The organism is Streptomyces sp. NPDC091280 (genome assembly GCF_044768565.1).
Lineage (GTDB): Bacteria > Actinomycetota > Actinomycetes > Streptomycetales > Streptomycetaceae > Streptomyces.
On the sequence record NZ_JBIVUZ010000010.1, the window covers coordinates 31,619 to 48,941 of the forward strand.

The 17,323-nt window shown below is 72.0% G+C and carries 17 protein-coding genes; 10 read left to right on the forward strand and 7 right to left on the reverse strand.

Annotation, left to right across the window (positions count from 1 at the left end):
* The first annotated feature begins 2 nt into the window (after positions 1 to 2).
* Both efeU and ACIQPR_RS28715 read left to right on the forward strand, forming a co-directional pair.
* Positions 3 to 875 carry an iron uptake transporter permease EfeU gene (efeU, locus tag ACIQPR_RS28710; RefSeq protein ID WP_403654061.1) on the forward strand — a complete coding sequence of 291 codons (873 nt, stop codon included), beginning with the start codon at positions 3 to 5 and terminating at the stop codon, positions 873 to 875.
* Positions 835 to 1,824, forward strand: coding sequence for a hypothetical protein (locus tag ACIQPR_RS28715; RefSeq protein WP_403654064.1), 990 nt, complete (start codon positions 835 to 837; stop codon positions 1,822 to 1,824). The genes efeU and ACIQPR_RS28715 overlap by 41 nt, the downstream gene beginning before the upstream one ends.
* 33 nt (positions 1,825 to 1,857) lie before the next feature.
* Here the strand turns inward: ACIQPR_RS28715 and ACIQPR_RS28720 are convergent, their stop codons facing one another.
* The 4 genes from ACIQPR_RS28720 to ACIQPR_RS28735 form a co-directional block, all read right to left on the reverse strand.
* A complete protein-coding gene (locus ACIQPR_RS28720) occupies positions 1,858 to 2,595 on the reverse strand; it encodes a bifunctional DNA primase/polymerase (RefSeq protein WP_403654067.1) in 738 nt (245 codons plus the stop codon).
* A gap of 220 nt (positions 2,596 to 2,815) precedes the next feature.
* Positions 2,816 to 3,796: a small ribosomal subunit Rsm22 family protein gene (locus tag ACIQPR_RS28725; RefSeq protein ID WP_403654070.1), complete on the reverse strand. Its 981-nt coding sequence runs from the start codon at positions 3,794 to 3,796 to the stop codon at positions 2,816 to 2,818.
* 73 nt (positions 3,797 to 3,869) lie between these two features.
* Positions 3,870 to 5,045: a serine hydrolase domain-containing protein gene (locus ACIQPR_RS28730; RefSeq protein ID WP_403654072.1), complete on the reverse strand. Its 1,176-nt coding sequence runs from the start codon at positions 5,043 to 5,045 to the stop codon at positions 3,870 to 3,872.
* Positions 4,997 to 6,283: a multidrug effflux MFS transporter gene (locus tag ACIQPR_RS28735; protein ID WP_403654075.1), complete on the reverse strand. Its 1,287-nt coding sequence runs from the start codon at positions 6,281 to 6,283 to the stop codon at positions 4,997 to 4,999. Before ACIQPR_RS28735 ends, ACIQPR_RS28730 begins: the two co-directional genes overlap by 49 nt.
* A gap of 87 nt (positions 6,284 to 6,370) precedes the next feature.
* On the opposite strand from ACIQPR_RS28735, the gene ACIQPR_RS28740 reads away from it, so the two are divergent.
* Together ACIQPR_RS28740 and ACIQPR_RS28745 are read left to right on the forward strand one after the other, a co-directional pair.
* On the forward strand, positions 6,371 to 7,369 hold the full coding sequence (locus ACIQPR_RS28740; protein ID WP_403654078.1) for a Gfo/Idh/MocA family protein: 999 nt from the start codon (positions 6,371 to 6,373) through the stop codon (positions 7,367 to 7,369).
* Positions 7,370 to 7,392: 23 nt separating this feature from the next.
* Positions 7,393 to 8,151 (forward strand): SDR family oxidoreductase, encoded by a 759-nt coding sequence (locus ACIQPR_RS28745; protein ID WP_403654081.1) that lies wholly within the window; start codon positions 7,393 to 7,395, stop codon positions 8,149 to 8,151.
* A gap of 219 nt (positions 8,152 to 8,370) precedes the next feature.
* Here the strand turns inward: ACIQPR_RS28745 and ACIQPR_RS28750 are convergent, their stop codons facing one another.
* Positions 8,371 to 9,549: a D-alanyl-D-alanine carboxypeptidase family protein gene (locus ACIQPR_RS28750; protein ID WP_403654084.1), complete on the reverse strand. Its 1,179-nt coding sequence runs from the start codon at positions 9,547 to 9,549 to the stop codon at positions 8,371 to 8,373.
* Between the two features lie 275 nt (positions 9,550 to 9,824).
* Here ACIQPR_RS28750 and ACIQPR_RS28755 point away from each other — a divergent pair, with 275 nt between their 5' ends.
* Together ACIQPR_RS28755 and ACIQPR_RS28760 are read left to right on the forward strand one after the other, a co-directional pair.
* On the forward strand, positions 9,825 to 11,312 hold the full coding sequence (locus ACIQPR_RS28755) for an ABC transporter permease (protein WP_403654087.1): 1,488 nt from the start codon (positions 9,825 to 9,827) through the stop codon (positions 11,310 to 11,312).
* 101 nt (positions 11,313 to 11,413) lie between these two features.
* On the forward strand, positions 11,414 to 12,166 hold the full coding sequence (locus ACIQPR_RS28760) for an ABC transporter ATP-binding protein (RefSeq protein WP_403654090.1): 753 nt from the start codon (positions 11,414 to 11,416) through the stop codon (positions 12,164 to 12,166).
* A gap of 169 nt (positions 12,167 to 12,335) precedes the next feature.
* On the opposite strand, the gene ACIQPR_RS28765 is transcribed toward ACIQPR_RS28760, so the two are convergent.
* Together ACIQPR_RS28765 and ACIQPR_RS28770 are read right to left on the reverse strand one after the other, a co-directional pair.
* A complete protein-coding gene (locus ACIQPR_RS28765; protein ID WP_403654093.1) occupies positions 12,336 to 13,325 on the reverse strand; it encodes an aldo/keto reductase in 990 nt (329 codons plus the stop codon).
* 97 nt (positions 13,326 to 13,422) lie between these two features.
* Positions 13,423 to 13,749, reverse strand: a complete 327-nt coding sequence (locus tag ACIQPR_RS28770) for a nuclear transport factor 2 family protein (protein WP_403654096.1) — start codon at positions 13,747 to 13,749, stop codon at positions 13,423 to 13,425.
* Positions 13,750 to 13,871: 122 nt separating this feature from the next.
* On the opposite strand from ACIQPR_RS28770, the gene ACIQPR_RS28775 reads away from it, so the two are divergent.
* The 4 genes from ACIQPR_RS28775 to ACIQPR_RS28790 all read left to right on the forward strand — a co-directional run bounded on the left by ACIQPR_RS28775 (position 13,872) and on the right by ACIQPR_RS28790 (position 17,276).
* Entirely contained in the window at positions 13,872 to 14,417 is a 546-nt protein-coding gene (locus tag ACIQPR_RS28775; RefSeq protein WP_403654099.1) for a DoxX family protein, read from the forward strand.
* 23 nt (positions 14,418 to 14,440) lie between these two features.
* Positions 14,441 to 14,833, forward strand: coding sequence for a MazG-like family protein (locus tag ACIQPR_RS28780; RefSeq protein ID WP_403654102.1), 393 nt, complete (start codon positions 14,441 to 14,443; stop codon positions 14,831 to 14,833).
* 37 nt (positions 14,834 to 14,870) lie between these two features.
* Positions 14,871 to 16,298 (forward strand): DUF3616 domain-containing protein, encoded by a 1,428-nt coding sequence (locus ACIQPR_RS28785; protein ID WP_403654105.1) that lies wholly within the window; start codon positions 14,871 to 14,873, stop codon positions 16,296 to 16,298.
* Positions 16,299 to 16,370: 72 nt separating this feature from the next.
* Positions 16,371 to 17,276 (forward strand): NAD(P)-dependent oxidoreductase, encoded by a 906-nt coding sequence (locus ACIQPR_RS28790; RefSeq protein ID WP_403654818.1) that lies wholly within the window; start codon positions 16,371 to 16,373, stop codon positions 17,274 to 17,276.
* Positions 17,277 to 17,323 lie beyond the last annotated feature (47 nt).

Here is a 17,323-nt window from a genome sequence, read left to right on the forward strand (position 1 = left end):
CCGTGTTCTCCAACTATCTGATCGGTCTGCGCGAGGGCCTGGAGGCCAGCCTCGTCGTCTGCATCCTGATCGCCTATCTGGTCAAGACCGGGCGGCGGGACGCGCTGAAGCCGATCTGGATCGGCATCAGTGTCGCCGTCCTCATCGCGATGGGCTTCGGCTGCGCGCTCGAATTCGGCTCCCAGGAGCTGACGTTCGAGGCGCAGGAGGCGCTCGGCGGTTCGCTGTCGATCCTCGCGGTCGGGCTGGTGACGTGGATGGTGTTCTGGATGCGGCGCACCGCCCGGCACCTCCGGTCCGAACTGCACGGCAAGCTGGACGCGGCCCTCGCGATAGGCACCGGCGCGCTGGTGGCCACCGCGTTCCTCGCCGTCGGCCGCGAGGGGCTGGAGACCGCGCTGTTCGTGTGGGCCTCGGTGCACGCGGCCAGCGACGGCACCCCGCGCCCGCTGGTCGGCGTGGGACTCGGCCTGGCCACCGCCGTGTTCCTGGGCTGGCTGTTCTACCGGGGCGCCCTGAAGATCAACCTCGCGAAGTTCTTCACCTGGACCGGCGCGATGCTCGTCGTGGTCGCGGCGGGCGTGCTGGCCTACGGCTTCCACGACCTCCAGGAGGCCGACTGGATCCCGGGGCTGACGAATCTGGCCTTCGACATCAGCGGCACGATCCCGCCGGACAGCTGGTACGGCACCCTCCTCAAGGGCGTCTTCAACTTCCAGCCGGACCCGACCGTCCTCCAGATCACGGTGTGGCTGCTGTACCTGGTCCCCACGCTCACCCTGTTCTTCGCCCCGGTAGGGTTCGCCTCCGGGAAGGGGAAGGTGAAGACACCTGATGAGCAGGGATCGCAGCCCTCGAAGGCTCCGCAGGCTTGACCGACGCGTACTGACGGCGGCCTTGATGACCGCTTTGTCGCTGACGGCCAGTGGCTGCGTGGTGGTCCACGGGGAACGCGAGGTCCTCCCGGCCACCACGCGCGCCGAGGCCGCCACGGCGCTCCAGCAGTTCACGACCGCGTACAACGCGGCGGACAAGGCCTACGACAGTTCCCTGGACGCCGCCCATGTCACCGGCGCGCTCGGTGACATCGACGCGGCCCGGCTGAAGGCGGGGCACACCAACTCGCCCTCGGGGAACGCGAATTACTCCCCGCTGGAGCTGACGGACGCGAAGTTCACCATCCCGAAGAAGGCCGGCTGGCCGCGCTGGTTCCTGGCCGACGCCGCCGGCAACAAGGGCGGCAGCTCCCGCTGGCTGCTGGTGTTCACCCGGAACGACCTCTCCGAGCCGTGGCAGGTGGCGTATCTGACGCTGCTCGCGCCCAGTGCCGTACCGAAGTTCAAGACCGACAAGGACGGCTGGGCCGAGGCCGTGCCCGCCGACTCGGCCGAACTCGCGGTCGCGCCCGGGGACTTGAGCAAGCGCTACGCGTCGTATCTGAAGAGCGGCGGGACGGACTTCGCGGACGGTCCGCACACCAGCGCGTGGCGCGCGGACCGCGAGAAGGCCACCAAGCCCGGGCTGGCCGTCCAGTTCCTCGACGAACCGCTGACCGCCGGCGACTACGCCCCGGTGGCGCTGCGCACGGCGGACGGCGGGGCGCTGGTGTTCTACACCACGCGCTACTTCCAGAAGGAGACCGCGGCGGCGGGCACCTCGGTGCCGACCCAGAACAAGAACGTGCAGGCGCTGACGACGGGTTCCGCGCAGCAGTCCCTCACCCTCCAACTCATGTCCAACCAGGTGGCGTTGGACCCCGAGCGGGGCGGCAAGGTGTCGGTGCTGGGCCGGATCGAGGGGCTGACCTCCGCACAGGGCGGCTGACGGCGGATCAGGTCAGGAACAGCGCCTGACCGGTCAACGGCCCAGCGGCCAGGCCGCGTTCGCGTGGTCGGGTTCCTGGCCGGCGTGGCGGGCGCAGGCGTCGGTGAGGGTTTCGAGGAGGGTCAGCGGGTCGGGCAGGGGATGTTCGGGGCCGCGTACCCAGTGCACGGACTGGTTGTCGCCGGGCAGTCGGGCCGGCGGGACCAGGACGTAGGAGCCTCGGCAGTGCCAGCGCAGTCCCGGGTGTTCGTCCATCGTCTCGGGGTGGCAGTCCAGTTCGCAGGGCCACCACTCGTCCTCGTCCTCGGGGGTGCCGCGGGTGAGGGTGAAGAAGAGCAGCCGTCCGTCGTCGCTCGCGGCGACCGGGCCGACCTCGACACCGGCGGCGAGCAGCCGCTCCAGCGCCTCGCGGCCCACCTCCAGGGGGACGTCCAGGACGTCGTTGACCATGCCGGTCGCGGTGATGAAGTTGGCCTGCGGCTGGTGGCGGGCCCAGCGCTCGATCTGCGCGCGGTCGGTCGTGGACTGCGTCTGCCAGGCGAACGACACCGGGTGCCGGGCCGGTGTGGGACAGCCCACCCGGTCGCACGAACAGCGATAGCCCGGGGCGGGGTGCGCGGCGGGCGCGAGCGGCAGTCCCGCTGCGGCGGCGGCGAGCAGCAGCGCCTCGCGTCCCCCGCCGTCGGCGGCCTCCTCCTGCGGGCGGCGTCCGCGCAGCCACGAGGAGAGTCTGCCCTGCCGACCGGTCCGGCCACCGAACGTCGCGCTCATCTATCTCCTCGCCTCGCTGTTGTCGCCCTGTTGTTCTTGTCCTGTTGTTGTACGGAGAACCTCCCCCATCGTCGCACCATCCTGCGCCCGGGGAGGCGGTACCCCACATGCGGGGCAGGTGGGACGAGACACACCGAGCCCCGGATCACCGCCTATCACACGCTTTGCCAGGATTTACGTCCTTCGGGTCTACGTCATCGCGCGCTGCGGCACTACAGCCCTAGGACGGCCAGGGGTCGCCCCAGTCGGCGTTCCGGGCCGCCTTGTACAGGTCGCCGTGGCGTTTGGTGACCGTCGTCCGGCCCAGCCGCTCGTCGTCCCCGCAGAGGTCGAGCAGCACCTGGCCCTTGCGGATCTGCGGGCGCCGTACGATCCGGGCGGGGGCGGGTTCGACGGGCAGGCGGGTGGCGGCCACGTAGCTGAACTTCTCGTCCTCGTAGGGCAGGGAGCCGCCCTTGACCTGGCGGTGCAGGGAGGAGCGGCTGACCCGGGCCGAGAAGTGGCACCAGTCCTCGCCGGGGACGATCGGGCAGGCGGCGGAGTGCGGGCAGGGGGCGGCGATCCGGAATCCGGCGCCGATCAGCCGGTCGCGGGCCTCGACGACCCGGGCGTAGCCGTCGGGGGTGCCGGCCTCGACGATCACCACGGACCGCGCGGCCGACGCGGCGGCGTCGACGAGGGCGGCGCGGTCGGCGACGGTGAGTTCGTTGAGGACGTAGGAGACGGTGACGAGGTCGGTGGCGTCGAGGGCGAGCGCCGGGCCGATCCGGGCGCGCCGCCAACTGGCCCCGCCCAGCGCGGGGTTGGCGGCGGCGAGCTCCTTGCCGAGGGCGAGCGCGGGTTCGGCCCAGTCGAGCACGGTCACCGGGCGGTCGCCGGGCCAGGTGGCGGTGACCGCCCAGGTCGCGGCGCCGGTGCCGCCGCCGACGTCGGTGTGACCCTGGGGAGCCCAGTCGGGTACGGCGTCGGCGAACGCGTCCAGCGCGGAGCGTACGGCTTCGAAGGTGGCCGGCATCCGGTAGGCGGCGTAGGCGACGACGTCCGCGCGGTCCCTGAGGATCGGGGCGTCGGTCGGGGTGGCCCCGCGGTAGGTGCCGATCAGGCGCTCCACTGCGCCGGCGGCCTGCCGGGGCGGAAGCCCGCCGAGCAGTGCGGCGAGAGCGGTACGGAGGGTTTCGGCCGGGGCCACGGGGTCGTTCACCCGCCGCATTCTAAGTGGCCCCCAGGGACGCAGGCCCACCCACCACCCGCCTCGGGTGTCGAGAAGGCTCGCGTCAAAAGCCCCGTACCGCGCGCGCCATCCGCGTCCCCGCCGCCGCCCTCGGCCCGCTGTCCGGGCCCCTCCTGCGCGGGTGCACGGTGTTGGCCAGGAGCACCAGGAAGGTGTCCGTCGCCGGATCGAGTACCAGTGACGTCCCGGTGAACCCCGTGTGGCCCGCCGCGCCCCGGCCCGCCAGCTCCCCCATGAACCAGGCCTGGTCGACGGCGAAGCCGAGCCCGGGTGGGGTCAGGAGCAGTTCGACGAAGTCGGCGCCCAGGATGCGGGCCGGGCCGTAGGAGCCCCCGGCGAGGAGGGTACGGCAGAAGACCGCCAGGTCGTGGCCGGTGGAGAAGAGGCCCGCGTGGCCCGCCACGCCGCCCAGGGCCCAGGCGTTCTCGTCGTGGACCACGCCCCGCAGCATGCCCCGGTCCGTCTTGGCCCAGGGGCGGCGCTGGTCCTCGGTGGCCGCCGCGCCGGGGCACGGGCCGAAGTCGGTGGAGGTCATGCCCAGGGGGCGGGTGATGCCGTCGTGGACCAGGGCGTCGAGGGTGCGTCCGGCGACGCGTTCCAGGACGAACTGGAGCAGGAGGAGGTTCAGGTCCGAGTAGAGATACGTGCCGGGCTCCCCCACCGGCGCCTCCGCCCGCAGCATCGCCAGGCGTTCCGTGTCGTCCGCGCAGTCGTACAGCGGGAGTTCGGGGCGCAGGCCCGAGGTGTGGGTGAGGAGCTGGCGGACGGTGATGTCGTGCCGGGCGGCGGCGCGGAAGTCGGGCAGGTAGGCGCCGACGCGGGCGTCGATGCCCAGGGTGCCCCGTTCGATCTGCTGCATGGCGGCGACGGACGTGAAGAGCTTGGTGAGGGACGCGAGGTCGAACGGGGTGTCGACCGTCATCGGCACGCGGGAGGACGGCGGCAGTTCCACCCCCGCGTCCGTCCCGGGGTCGTAGGCCGCGTACCGCACGGCCCAGCCCGCCGCCTCCTGTACGGCGATCACCGGGCCGCGGCCGGCGACCACGACGGTGCCCGCCGCCCAGGGGCGGTCGCCGGTGGTGAGGGCGTGGACCTCCCGGACGAGGTGGCGGAGTTCCCCGGGGTCGAGGCCCGCCCGTTCCGGTGTGTCGCTGCGCAGTCTCGGGGCGCTCAGCTGCCCACTCCCTCCGCGGTCGTACGGGCGTTCCAGGGACGGCACATTCCCACGAAGGTGGCCGTCGCCACTAGTGCGGCCACCAGTTGGACGACGGCCATGGGGACGGCGGTGTGCTCGCCCGCGATGCCGACGAGGGGGGAGGCGACGGCGCCGATGAGGAAGGAGGAGGTGCCGAGCAGCGCGGAGGCGGAGCCGGCGGAGTGCTTGGTGCGCAGCAGGGCGAGGGTCTGGGCGTTGGGGAGGGTCACGCCCATCGCCGACATGAGGACGAAGAGGGCGGTGGCCACCGGGGCCAGGCCCACCGCTCCGAAGGCGCCCGTCGCCATCAGCAGCAGCGCCGTCGCGGCCAGCACCACCACCGCCAGGCCGGCGCCCAGCACCTTGTCCATGGAGACCCGGCCGACCAGCAGTTTGCCGTTGATCTGGCCGACCGCGACCAGGCCGACCGAGTTGACGCCGAAGAGCAGGCTGAAGGTCTGCGGGGAGGCGCCGTAGATCTCCTGGACGACGAAGGGGGACGCGGAGATGTAGGCGAACAGGGAGGCGAAGGCGAAGCCGCCGGTGAGCAGGTATCCGGTGAAGGGGAGGTCGGTGAGGAGGTGGCGCATGGAGCGCAGGGCCTCGCGGGTGCCGCCGACGTGGCGGTCGGCGGGGGCGAGGGTCTCGGGGAGGCGGGTCCAGACGAGGACCGCGAGGGCCGCGCCGACGAAGGTCAGCAGCACGAACACGCCCCGCCAGTCCGTGACCCGCAGGATCTGGCCGCCGACGAGCGGGGCGACGACCGGGGCGACCCCGGAGACCAGCATGAGGGTGGAGAAGAAACGGGCCATGGCGACGCCGTCGTAGAGGTCGCGGACGACGGCCCGGGCGATCACTATGCCGGCCGCGCCCGCGAGGCCCTGGAGGAGGCGGAAGGCGACCAGGAGCTCCACGTCGGGTGCGAACGCGCACAGGGCGGTGGCGACGACGTAGATGACGAGGCCGGTCAGGAGCGGGCGCCTGCGGCCCCACCGGTCGCTCATCGGGCCGACGATCAGCTGCCCCAGCGCCATGCCGGCCAGGCACGCGGTGAGGGTGAGCTGGACGGTCGCGGCGGGCGCGTGCAGGGAGCGGGTGACCTCCGGGAGGGCGGGGAGGTACATGTCCATCGACAGCGGCGGGGTCGCGGTGAGGCCGCCGAGGACGAGCACGACGAGGAGGCCGGTGCGGCGGGTCGCGCGCGGCGGCGACGGTACGACGGACTGCGGCGCGGCCGGTGCCTGCGCCTCCTGCTCGGGCATGTGCCCCTCCCTCCCTGACCGGTCCGCCACCTATGCTCTCAGCTCGTACAGGGTGCCGAGGTACAGGTGAGCGAGGGTGGGACCACGATGACGGAAGAGAACGTGCGCTGGGGAATCCTGGCGACCGGCGGGATCGCCGCCGCGTTCACGGCGGCGCTGGTGGATCTGCCCGACGCCGAGGTGGTCGCGGTGGCCTCGCGGACGGAGGAGTCGGCGAAGGCGTTCGCGGACCGGTTCGGGATCGGGCGGGCCTACGGCGACTGGGCCGCGCTGGCGGCGGACGGGGACATCGATGTCGTCTACGTCGCCACCCCGCACTCGGCGCACCGCGCGGCGGCCGGTCTCTGTCTGGAGGCCGGGCGCAATGTGCTGGTCGAGAAGGCCTTCACCCTCAACTCCCGTGAGGCCACTGAGCTGGTGGACCTGGCGGCGGCGCGCGGCGGCTTCCTGATGGAGGCCATGTGGATGTACTGCAATCCGCTGATCCGGCGCCTGAAGGCGCTCGTGGACGACGGCGCGATCGGTGAAGTGCGCACCGTCCAGGCCGACTTCGGGCTCGCGGGGCCCTTCCCGCCCGCGCACCGGCTGCGGGACCCGGCGCAGGGCGGGGGCGCGCTGCTGGACCTCGGGGTGTACCCGGTGTCGTTCGCGCATCTGCTGCTCGGCGAGCCCGCCGGCATCGAGGCGTCGGCGGTGCTCTCCCCCGAGGGCGCCGACCTCCAGACGGCGGCCCTGTTCTCCTGGGACAGCGGCGCGCTGGCGGCGCTGCACTGCTCGATCGTCGGCGGTACGGGGACGTCGGCGTCGGTGACGGGCGCGCTGGGCCGGATCGACATCCCGGACGGGTTCTTCCACCCGGAGCGGTTCGTGCTGCACCGGGACGGCCGCGACCCCGAGGAGTTCGTCCTCGGCCCGGCGGACGGTCCGCGCAACACGCTGCGGCACGAGGCGGCCGAGGTGATGCGGGCGCTGCGGGCGGGTGAGACCGAGTCGCCGCTGGTGCCCTTGGCGGGCACCCTCGCGGTGATGCGGACGCTGGACGCGGTGCGGGAGCGGATCGGGGTGCGCTACCCGCAGGAGGGCTGACCCGTCCTCGTAGGCTGCGGTCCATGAACGCTGAGCATGCGAGGACAGCCGTGGTGACCGGCGCGGGCTCCGGGATCGGCCGCGCGGTCGCCGTGGAACTGCTGCGCGCGGGCTGGTCGGTGGCGCTGGCCGGCCGTCGCGCCGGGACACTGGAGGAGACGGCCGCGCTGGTGCCCGACGGCGCCTCGCTCGTCGTGGCGACGGACGTGGCCCGGCCCGACGAGGTGACCGCGCTGTTCGCGGCGACCGTGGGGCGCTTCGGGCGGGTGGACCTGCTGTTCAACAACGCGGGGACGTTCGGGCCGGGCGGGGTGCCGGTGGAGGAGCTGCCGTACGACGCGTGGCGGCATGTGGTGGACACCAACCTCAACGGGGCGTTCCTGTGCGCGCAGGCGGCGTTCCGGCGGATGAAGGAGCAGGCGCCGCAGGGCGGGCGGATCATCAACAACGGGTCGGTCTCGGCGCACGCGCCCCGGCCGCACTCGGTGGCCTACACGGCGACCAAGCACGCGCTCACGGGTCTGACGAAGTCGCTGTCGCTGGACGGGCGGCCGTACTCGATCGCGGTCGGGCAGATCGACATCGGGAACGCGGCGACGGACATGACGCGGCGGATGGAGACCGGGGCGTTGCAGGCCAACGGGGTGGTAGCCCCGGAACCGGTGATGGATGTCGCGGATGTGGCGCGCACGGTGCGGCACATGGCGGAGCTGCCGTTGGCGGCGAATGTGCAGTTCGCGACGGTGTTGGCGACGGCGATGCCGTATGTGGGCCGCGGTTGAGGCAAGTTGCACAAACGGAATTTGTCCGTCCGCACCATTGCGTCCGGTTACTGACTTATGCTCAACTCTTCTCCACCAAAGCTTCACAGTTGGAGTACCGAGCTTCCGCAGGCCAAACCGAGGGGGGAGGCGACAGTCGTTCCACTGCCCGGGTGGGGGTGGACCTCGCGAGGGACCGCGAGGTTTCGCACCGGGCGGTGGAACGGCTGTCGCACCATGTCAACTCCCCTCCTCCTCCCGGGACTTCGCCGCCGCCACGGCCGCCCGCCGGCGACGCAGCGCGAACGCGCCGCCCGCGAGCAGGACCACCGTCCCGGCCGCGCCCTCCAGCAGCCGCCACGGCGAGGTGCCGTCCGCCGCCGCGGCCGACGCTCCCGTGGCCCCCGCGGCGCCCTTGGCGCTCTTCCCCGACGCGCTCGGGCTCGCGCTCGCCCCGCCCTCGCTCAGCGGCTCGACCAGCCTGCCCACCGCACGGGCCGAACTCCCTTTGCCGAAGCCCCAGTCGAGCAGCGCCTCGGTCTCCTTGTAGACCTCGTTGCCGCCGTTGGCCGGGTGCATCACGGTGACCAGCAGGGTGCGGCCGTCGCGGGTCGCGGCGCCGGTGAAGGTGTTCCCGGCGTGGCTGGTGTAGCCGTTCTTGACGCCGATCATGCCCTCGTACGGGCGCAGCCCGTAGGCGCCGGTGAGCAGGCGGTCGGTGTTCTGGATCTGGAAGGTCTTCTTGCCGCCGGCCGGGAAGTCCGCGGTCCTGGTGGAGCAGTAGGAGCCGAAGTCGTCGTCGTGCAGACCGTGCCGGGCGAAGAGAGTGAGGTCGTACGCCGACGAGACCTGCCCCGGGTGGTCGAAGCCGTCCGGGCTCACCACATGGGTGTCCAGGGCCTGGAGGTCCCGCGCCTTGGCCTGCATCTCGGCGACCGTCCTGGCGATCCCGCCGTTCATGTGGGACAGCACATGCACGGCGTCGTTGCCGGAGCGGAGGAAGACGCCCTGCCACAACTGGTGCACCGTGTAGGTGATTCCGGGCTTGACGCCGACCAGGCTGGAGCCGGAGGGGACGTCGGCGAGGTCGGCGTCGGTGACCCGGTAGGTGCGGGTCCGCTCGAACTTCCCCAGCACGGTGTCGGCGAAGAGCATCTTCAGCGTGGACGCGGGCGCGAGCCGCTGGTGCGCCCGGTACGAGGCGAGCACCTCACCGGTCTCGTGGTCGGCGACCAGCCAGGCACGGGCGGTGAGCTTCTTGGGCAGACCGGTGGCACCGCTCAGCTGGATCCCGTCCCGGGCCAGACGTTCACCGCCTATCACTGTCGCCGCGGAGGCTGGAGTGGCCGCTGCCACGGGAAGGGCGGCGGCGGACAGACCGAGAGCGGCACGCCGCGTGAGCCGAGAGGAATCGCGCATTCGGGGACCGTACAAAATCAGGGCCGGGCAGCGCACGGCGGGGGTGGCGAAAAGACGTCGGCGCGACGGCCCCACACCCCCAGCCAACAGGCCATTGAACTGCGGTTTCCTGGCAGGACGCCGTCCGCAGCTTAGGAATGAGCTGTCTGACACAATTCTGATTTCGGGCGTCTTTTTCTCAGCCCAGACACATCCTTTACTCAGGTCGACTCAAAGGTTCCTCCATAGCTTGTGGCCGCGCCCACAGCGGGCGCCAAGAACCTTTGGGGAATGGGATGTTTGGCATCTATCTCAAGCGCGAGCTGAGCCGGCGCAAGAAGGCGGCCCTGGTCATCGCGATGGGTCTGGCGCTCGGTATCGCGCTGGTCATCACCGTCAACTCGGTGTCGGCCGGCATGAATCAGGCTCAGGACAAGGTCCTCAAGTCGCTGTACGGTCTCGGCACCGACATGACCGTCACCAAGGCGCAGTCGGCCCCCAAGGCCGGCAGCTCGCAGGGTCCCAGCTTCAAGTTCGGCGCCACCTCCTCCTCCAGCAGCTCGCAGAGCTCGGACCGGGTGAACACGCAGGGCGGTCAGGCCCTGGCGTCCTCCCTGGTCACCAAGGTCGGCGCGCAGAAGGGCGTGTCCGCCGCGGTCGGCGCGCTCACCCTGAACGTCACCAAGGTCGACGGGTCCTTCACCCAGGGCAAGGCGAAGTCCTCCACCACCTCCGGCAGTTCCGGTTCCTCGCAGCAGGGCGGCCCCGGCAGCGGCTCGGGCGGCGGCACCAGCACCGGCCAGCCGCAGGTCCAGGGCGGCGGCGCCAACTTCAACGTGAACTCGTACTCGGTCGCCGGCATCGACGTCACGAACCAGACGCTCGGCCCGCTGTCCACGTCGAAGATCACCACCGGCAAGACCTTCACGACTACGCAGACCAACGCGAAGGTCGCCGTCGTCAGCAAGTCGTACGCCAAGTCGAAGAAGTACAAGGTCGGTTCGACCTTCAAGATCTCCGGCACCAAGTTCACCGTCATCGGCATCGCCACGCCCAACAGCAGCGAGTCCACGATCGACGTGTACCTGCCGCTGAAGCAGGCGCAGACGCTGGGCGACTCCAAGAACAAGGTCACCACGATCTACGTCAAGGCGACCGACTCCAAGCAGATCGCGACCGTCAAGTCGACGATCCAGAAGAACATCTCGGGTACGACGGTCACCACCTCCGCCGACCTCGCGTCCACCGTCTCCGGCTCGCTGTCCACCGCCTCCAACCTGGCGACCAGCGTCGGCAAGTGGCTGTCCATCGCGGTGCTGATCGCCGCGTTCCTGGTGGCCGCGCTGCTCACCTCCTCCGCGGTGTCCCGCCGGGTGCGTGAGTTCGGCACCCTGAAGGCGCTCGGCTGGCCGAGCCGCAAGGTCACCCGGCAGGTCGTCGGCGAGTCCATGGTCAACGGCCTGATCGGCGGCGGTCTCGGTATCGCGCTGGGCCTCGCGGCGGCCTACACGGTCACCGCGATCAGCCCCAAGCTGACCGCGCAGCTCGGCAGCACCTCCGGCGGCGGTGGCGGCATGGGCGGCGGCCCCGGCGGCGGCCAGGGCGGCCCCGGCCAGCAGGCCACCTCCAACACCCTGGAGATCGCCCTCAACGCCCCGGTCTCGCTGACCACGATCGCCCTCGCGGTGGGCCTCGCGGTCACCGGCGGGCTGATCGCCGGCGCGATGGGCGGCTGGCGCGCCTCCCGGATGCGCCCGGCGGACGCCCTGCGCAGCGTGTCGTAGGCCCCCGGCCGCGACCCCTGATCCGGGGCGCCGCCTCCACTCCCCCCGGGAGGCGGCGCCCCAACTCCCTTCTTCTTCACGGACGTATCGACGGAGATCCCATGTACAAGCTCACCGGCGTCACCAAGCGCTACACGCGGGGCAAGGAGACGGTCGAGGCGCTGCGCGGCGTCGACCTGACCATCGAGGACGGCGACCAGCTCGTCATCCAGGGCCCGACCGGCGGCGGCAAGTCGACGCTGCTCCAGATGATCGGCGGCCTGGACCGCCCCACCGAGGGCAGTGTCGAGCTGGACGACGTCAACCTCGCCACCATCAGCGAGGCCAAGCTGACCCGGCTGCGGGCCGAGAAGATCGGCATCATCTTCCAGTCCTTCAACCTCATCCCGACGCTCACCGCGCAGGAGAACGTCGAGACGGCCCTGGTCCCGCTCGGCGTCAAGCCCGCCGAGCGCCGCGAGCGGGCGGCGGACGCGCTCACCTCGGTCGGCCTCGGCGACCGCCTCCGGCACGCCCCCTCCGAGCTCTCCGGCGGCCAGCAGCAGCGTGTGGCCATCGCCCGCGCGCTGGTCAAGAAGCCGAAGGTGCTGCTCGCCGACGAGCCCACCGGCAACCTCGACGAGGGCACCCGCGACGACATCATGGGCCTGCTGGAAGGCCTATGGCACGAGTACGGGCTGACCTTCGTCATGGTCACCCACGACTCGTCGATCGCCCGCCGCGCCCCGCGCCTGGCCACCATCAAGGCCGGCCAGATCACACTGACCGAACAGGGCCGGGGCAACGGCCTGCTGGCCCCCCAGCAGACCGACGCGGGCCAGCAGTACGCGCAGTACGGCAACCAGGGCTACTGACCCGCCCGCCACCCCCGTCAGGGCCGTTCACCTCCGAGCACCCGGTCGCCCCCGACCAACTGCCCACAGGTGAACGGCCCTTCGACGATCAACCCGGGATTCTCCTAGGGCCGGGGCCGGGGCCCGAGGCCGGCCGTCCGGCGGTGAGCCGCCCTTCCGTGAGGGCCGTTCACCGCCCCAGCACCCGGTCCACCTCGACCAACTGCCCTGCGGTGAGCGGTCCCTTGGTGATCGCGCCCGCGTTCTGTTCGGCCTGCTCCACGGAGCGGAAGCCCGGGATCGGGACGGCGCGCGGGCTGCGTGCCCACAGCCAGGCGAGGGCGCCCTGTGCGGACGTGCGGCCCTCGGAGGTGAGGATCTCGCGCAGCGCGTCCACCCGGGCGACCCAGTCCCCGTCGGCCCCGGCGCCCTGCTTGAAGCCCTGCATCCAGGCGGGCGGGGTGTTGCGGATGTCCCCGGCCTCCAAGGCGCGTCCGGCGGCCTGCTTGCCGGTGAGCAGGCCCATGGCCAGCGGGCTGCGGTTGACGCTCGCGAGCCCCGCCTCCTCGCACAGGGCGAACATCTCGGGCGCGTCCTGGAACACGTTCGCCGCGTGCTGTACGGCCGCGCAGTGCTCCCCCTCGGCGAACACGGCGGCGCGCGCCGGGTCGTCGGTGCTCCAGGCGTAGGCCCGGATCAGCCCCTCGCGCACGAACTCCTCGCACTGGTCGCGCAGTTCGGCGGCGCGCCCCAAGTCGGCGTCGGAGAGGTGGAGTTGGTAGAGGTCGATGTGGTCGGTGCCGAGGCGCTCCAGCGAGGCGGTGAGCGCGCGGCGGGCGTACTCCGGCGAGTCGTCGCGGCCGGTGAGGGTGCGGGTCTCCTCGTCGAAGACGTTGCCCCACTTGGTGGCGAGGACCACGTCGTCCCGGCGCCTGCCGAGCGCCCGGCCGAGGACACGCTCGCTGTGCCCGGCGCCGTAGGTGTCGGCGGTGTCGAAGAAGGTGATGCCGAGGTCGAGGGCGCGCCGGACCGCCCGTACGGACTCCTCGTCGTCGACCTTGCCCCAGCCCAGCGGCTGTCCGCTCGTGTCCTGCCACTCCCCGCCGATGGCCCAGCAGCCGAAGCCGAGAGCGCTCACGTCGATGCCACCGCGTCCCAGGGTCCTGATGTTCGTCTCCATGCCTGCGGACCCTAGGAGGTGGAGTGCACACCAGGGCAAGGGTTTTCACACCGCGACGACGCCTTTCGCGATCGGTGCGGAGTCCTTACGGCGGCGGTCACGCCTGCCCGGTCTCGAAGCGGGCGATCCGGCCGTCCGCGCCGACCGTGAAGCGCCACGCGGTGCGCATCTCGCCCCAGGTGTCGTTGGCGTAGTTCGCGACGAGGGCACGGCCGCCGTCCGACTCGCGTTCGACCTCCAGGTGGCCGTGGGAGGAGAAGATCTCCCGGTCGATCCAGTCGGTGAGGTCGCGTTCGGAACCGTCGTCCGACATCGTCGCGTCCGGCGCGAGCAGCGCCAGGAAGGCATCGCGGTCATGGGCGTTGACGGCGCCGACGAAGGCCCGGACGGCCGGATCGCTGAGTTTGGCCGGTTGAATCGTCATGCCGGCCAGACTCACACCGTTCGCCGGGGCCCGCCACCCGAACGGCCGCGCCCGCCCGTCCCCCGGGCAGCGGGGATGCGACGGTGGAGGAACCGTCCACGCCCTTTGTCCAGGGAGTCACCATGACCTGTTACGACCGGCAGGATCTGGGCCTGCTGCTGCTCCGGCTGGGGACCGGCGGTGTGCTGGCCGCGCACGGCTCGCAGAAGCTGTTCGGCTGGTTCGGCGGGGGCGGGATCGAGGGCACGGGCGCGGCCATGGAGGCGATGGGCTACTCCCCCGGCAGGTGGAGCGCCACGACGGCCGGTCTCGCGGAGGCGGGCGGCGGCGCGCTGCTCGCGGTGGGCCTCGCCACCCCGGCGGCGGGCGCGGCGGCGGCCGGTGCGATGGCGGGCGCCGCCGCGGTGAGCGCGCCCAACGGCTTCTTCGCGACGGCCGGCGGCTACGAGTACGCGGTCTCCCTCGCGCTGACCGCGACGGGCCTCGCGATCACCGGTCCGGGCCGCCTCTCCCTGGACCACGCGCTCGGCCACGCGGTGAACCGGGGCTGGATGGTCCCGGTGGCGCTCGCGGTGACCGGGGCGGCGACGGCCGTGGTGGTCGGCCTGCGCAACCGGCGGGTCCGGGAGGCGGCGGGGTTCGGGCAGGAGACGCTGTTCGACGCGTAGGGCTCTGATGGCAGGCTGGACCCATGAGTGATCGGACGAACCCGCCGGCCGACCTGTGGGCCGGCATCGACAGCCTCTGGAACTGGGTGGACGCGACCCAGCCGCTCGACGGCCGCGAGAGCCTGCTGCTGCGCATGCTGAAACTGTCCGAGGAGGTCGGCGAGGTCTCCGAGGCGGTGATCGGGGTGACCGGCCAGAACCCGCGCAAGGGCGTCACCCACACCTGGGACGACGTACAGGCCGAACTGTGCGACGTGGTGATCACCGCACTGGTGGCGCTGCGCACCCTGACCCCCGACACACAGGAGGTCTTCAGCAGCCACCTGGCGAGGGTCATGGAACGCTCCCTCGGCCCGTCCGCCGTTGTTCACCCCGAGGACCTGCCCGCGCCGCGCGGAGTTGGTGACATCCGCTGAGCCTTCTCGTCGACACCGAGCCGACGAAGGGGTCCCCGTGCAGGACTACGTTCTCTCCAGCGGAACTTCCGACGGAGTTTTCTCCGACGGTCGCAGGACGGTCGCCGCGGCGGGCGCCTGCCTGGCCCTCGCCGCTCTCGGCCTGGGCTTCAACACCCAGGCGCACGCGGCGAGTTACGGCACACCGACGATCTCCCTCTCGGCCGCCTACCTGTCGGGCGCGGTGGGCGCGACCGGTGACCCCACGGTCCAGGTGACGGTCGCTCAGAGCGGCGCGGACGCGAGCGCGTTGACGGTCGCGACGAGCAAGAGCAGCAAGGCGTCCGTGGCGCCGACGAGCGCGGTGACCGTCACCGGCACCGGCACGACCCGCCGACTCGCCGTCACGGCAGCCGCGCAGGGCTACACCGACCTGACGGTCAAGGTCACGGGCCTCGGCGGCAAGACGGCGACGAAGACCCTGCACTACGCGGCCTCCGCGGCGGTCCAACAGCCCGCCGACACGCGCTACTTCACCGGCTCAAGCGACGCCTCCGCCGCCGTCGACGTGGGCGGCGGCTATGTCGTCGTAGCGGATGACGAGTCCAACGTCCTTCGCCTGTACGACCGTTCGATGTCCGGTGCGCCGGTGAAGACCTGGGACTTCAGCGACGACATCGACGTCTCCAAGGAGATCGACATCGAGGGCGCGGCCCGGGTCGGCGACACGATCTACTGGACCGGTTCGCTCGGCAACAACAAGGACGGCGAGTACAAGGCGGCCCGCAACACGGTCTTCACCACCAAGGTGACCGGCAGCGGCGCGAACACGACGCTCTCCTACGGCGGTTCGTACGGCAAGCTGCGCGACAACCTGGTGGCCTGGGACAAGGCGAACGGCAACCGGTACGGCTTCGCGGCGGGCACGGCGGACGGTCAAGTGCCCAAGGAGATCAACGGGTTCAATGTGGAGGGGCTGGAGTTCGCGCCCGGTTCGACGACCACGGCCTACCTCGGTTTCCGTGCCCCGCTGGCCCCGGCGGTGGCGGGCGGCAAGGCGCTGCTGGTGCCCGTCACCAACATCGACAAGGTGGTCGCGAACGGCACCGCCGCCACCTTCGGCACGCCGATCGAGCTGGACCTCGGCGGCCTCTCGGTGCGCGACATCCGCAAGAACGCGGCGAACCAGTATCTGATCGTGGCCGGTTCCTGGGCCGCCGACGACAACTCCGACCCGTACGCCCTCTACTCCTGGACCGGCGTCGCGGCCGACCAGCCGGTCAAGCTGCGGGACCTGCCGACCACGGACCCGGGCGCCTGGGAGGCGGTCGTCGACGTACCGGACCTGACCGTGGCGGGCGCCCGCGCCCAGCTGATCACCGACGACGGCTCGGCCGACCTGTACGGCGACGGCACCGAGGCGAAGGACCTCACCCACCCGGAGTGGCAGAAGTCCCGCGCGACCTGGTTCACGGTCACCGGCTGACCGGGGCGGGACGCGCGCCCCGCCGGGAGGCCGGGCGCGCGTCCCCCTGGCACCCTGGTCCTCGACAACGACATCGAGGACGAAAGCCGAGTCATGACCACCGAGAAGCTCACCGTAGGCGTCCTGGGCACCGGCATCATGGGCGCCGCGATGGCCCGCAACCTCGCCCGCGCCGGACACACCGTCCACGCCTGGAACCGCACCCGCGCCAAGGCCGAACCGCTGTCCGCCGACGGCGCGCGCGTCACCGACACCGTCGCGGAGGCCGTGCGCGGCGCGGACGTGATCCTCACCATGCTCTACGACGGCGACACCGTCCTGGACGTGATGCGCGAGGCCGCGCCGGTCCTGCGCCCCGGCGCCGCCTGGATCCAGTCGACGACGTCGGGCCTCGAATCGGTCGGCGAACTGGCCGCGTTCGCCGACCGCCACGAACTCGTCTTCTACGACGCCCCCGTGCTCGGCACCCGCCAGCCCGCCGAGGCCGGTCAGCTGACCGTCCTGGCCGCCGGCCCGGAATCCGGCCGCGCGACGGTGACCCCGGTGTTCGACGCGGTCGGCGCCCGCACGCTGTGGGTCGGTGAGAGCGGCGCGGCGGCGACCGCGACCCGGCTGAAGCTGGTCGCCAACAGCTGGGTCCTCGCGGCGACCAACGCGGCGGGCGAGGCCCTGGCCCTCTCCAAGGCGCTGGACGTGGACCCGCAGAGCTTCCTCGACCTCATCGCCGGCGGCCCGCTCGACATGGGCTATCTGCACGCCAAGTCGGCCGCGATCCTCGACGGCCGGCTGAGCCCGGCGAGTTTCGCGGTCACGACGGCGGAGAAGGACGCCCGACTGATCGTCCAGGCCGGCGCGGCCAACGGCGTCCGGCTGGACGTGGCGGCGGCGGGCGCGGAGCGCTTCGCGCGCGCGGCGGCGCAAGGCCACGGCGACGAGGACATGGCGGCGGCCTACTTCGCGAGCTTCGACCCGTCGTAACCACTTCGTCACAGCCCGTACGCGGGCGAAACCCCGGGCGCCGCGGA